Raw genomic sequence first — 1,544 nt, 5'->3', positions numbered from 1 at the left:
CGTCCGGTAGCGCCTCGAGCGCCGGGATCGCGCCGTCGACCTGCCGACCGCCGTGATTCGAGACGACCATCCCGTCGACGCCGCGTTCGACCGCCTCGCGAGCGTCGTCGGGATGCAGGACACCCTTGACGACGATCGGCAAATCGGTCTGGGCCTCGAGCCACTCGAGGTCGTCCCAGGTCAGCGAGGCGTCGCCGAAGCAGGCCTGCCAGGACGCGATTGCGGCCTCCTCGTTCTCCTGTGGCTCCGCCGCGAGCCGGTCGCGGAACGCCGGATCCTCGAAGTAGTTTTTCAGGCCCTGCGCCTCGAGGAACGGCAGGTAGCCGAGTTCGATGTCGCGCTCCCGCCACCCCATTTTGGGCGTGTCGAGCGTGACGACGACGGCCTCGTAGCCCGCGTCCTCGGCGCGCTCGAGGAAACTGGCCGCCACGTCCCGGTCGGCGCTCCAGTAGAGCTGAAACCAGCCCGGGCTCTCGCCGAGTTCGTCGCTGACTTCCTCCATCGAGTACGAGGAAACGGAGCTACAGATCATCGGCACCGAGAACTCGCTCGCCGCGCGGGCGACGGCCAGTTCGGCCTCCTCGTGGAGGATCGACTGGACGCCGATGGGTGCGAGCAAGACGGGCGCGGGGTACTCGCGGCCGAAGAGGTCGACCGACAGGTCGCGCTCGGAGATGTCCCGCATGATTCGGGGGACGATCTGCCACGCGTCGAAGGCGCGCTCGTTCGCGGCGACCGTCGACTCCGAGCCCGCGCCGCCCGCGACGTAGGCGAACGCCTCCTCGCTGAGTTCCTCGCGGGCGCGTTCCTCGAGATCATCGTAGGAGACGGGGAACTCGGGGGGTTCGTCCTCGAGCATCCCGCTGAGATAGGCCTCGGCCTGGCGATCCGGTCCGTAATCGGGGGTGTCTGGTGTCATGGCTGTGGCTGCGACGACGACCGTCCCGTCGCCGCCGCGTGAATATCTGTGCCAGTGCTTGCCATTCACTTAACGGTACGGTATTCATGCCCATCTTTATTAACAGTTGCTTCGAATGGGCGAGTGGGTCTAACAATGGTAACGAACCGAATTCGAGTCGCAGTCGCAGGTGACCGCGCGTGAGTACGGATCAGTTCAGCGTCGACGGCGAGACCGCCATCATCACGGGCTCCTCGAGCGGCATCGGGAAGTCGATCGCCGAGCGCTTCGCCGCGGACGGCGTCGACGTCGTCGTCTGCTCGCGCGAGCAGGAGAACGTCGATCCGGTCGCCGAGGGAATCAACGAGAGCGACAGTCCCGGCCGGGCGCTGCCGGTCGAGTGCGACGTGACCGACCGCGAGGCCGTCGATGCGCTCGTCGAGGCCACCGTCGAGGAGTTCGGCGGGCTGGACGTGCTGGTCAACAACGCCGGCGCGTCCTTTATGGCCCAGTTCGACGAGATTTCGCCGAACGGCTGGAAGACGATCGTCGACATCAATATCAACGGGACCTATCACTGCACGCACGCCGCCGCGGCGCACCTCAAGGACGGCGGCGGCTCGGTGATCAACCTCGCGAGCGTCGC

At 66.6% G+C, this 1,544-nt stretch carries 2 protein-coding genes; one reads left to right on the top strand and one right to left on the bottom strand.

The window, feature by feature from the left end:
- A partial coding sequence (locus tag PGX04_RS11750) for an alpha-hydroxy-acid oxidizing protein (protein WP_273738681.1) occupies positions 1–919 on the bottom strand: 919 nt, incomplete at its 3' end.
- Between the two features lie 179 nt (positions 920–1,098).
- Between PGX04_RS11750 and PGX04_RS11745 the strand changes: the two genes are divergently transcribed.
- A partial coding sequence (locus tag PGX04_RS11745) for an SDR family NAD(P)-dependent oxidoreductase (RefSeq protein WP_273738680.1) occupies positions 1,099–1,544 on the top strand: 446 nt, incomplete at its 3' end.

The sequence above is a fragment of the Natrinema soli genome (genome assembly GCF_028618695.1).
Note: the sequence above shows the minus strand (reverse complement) of the source record. Positions and strands in the feature narration are given on the sequence as shown.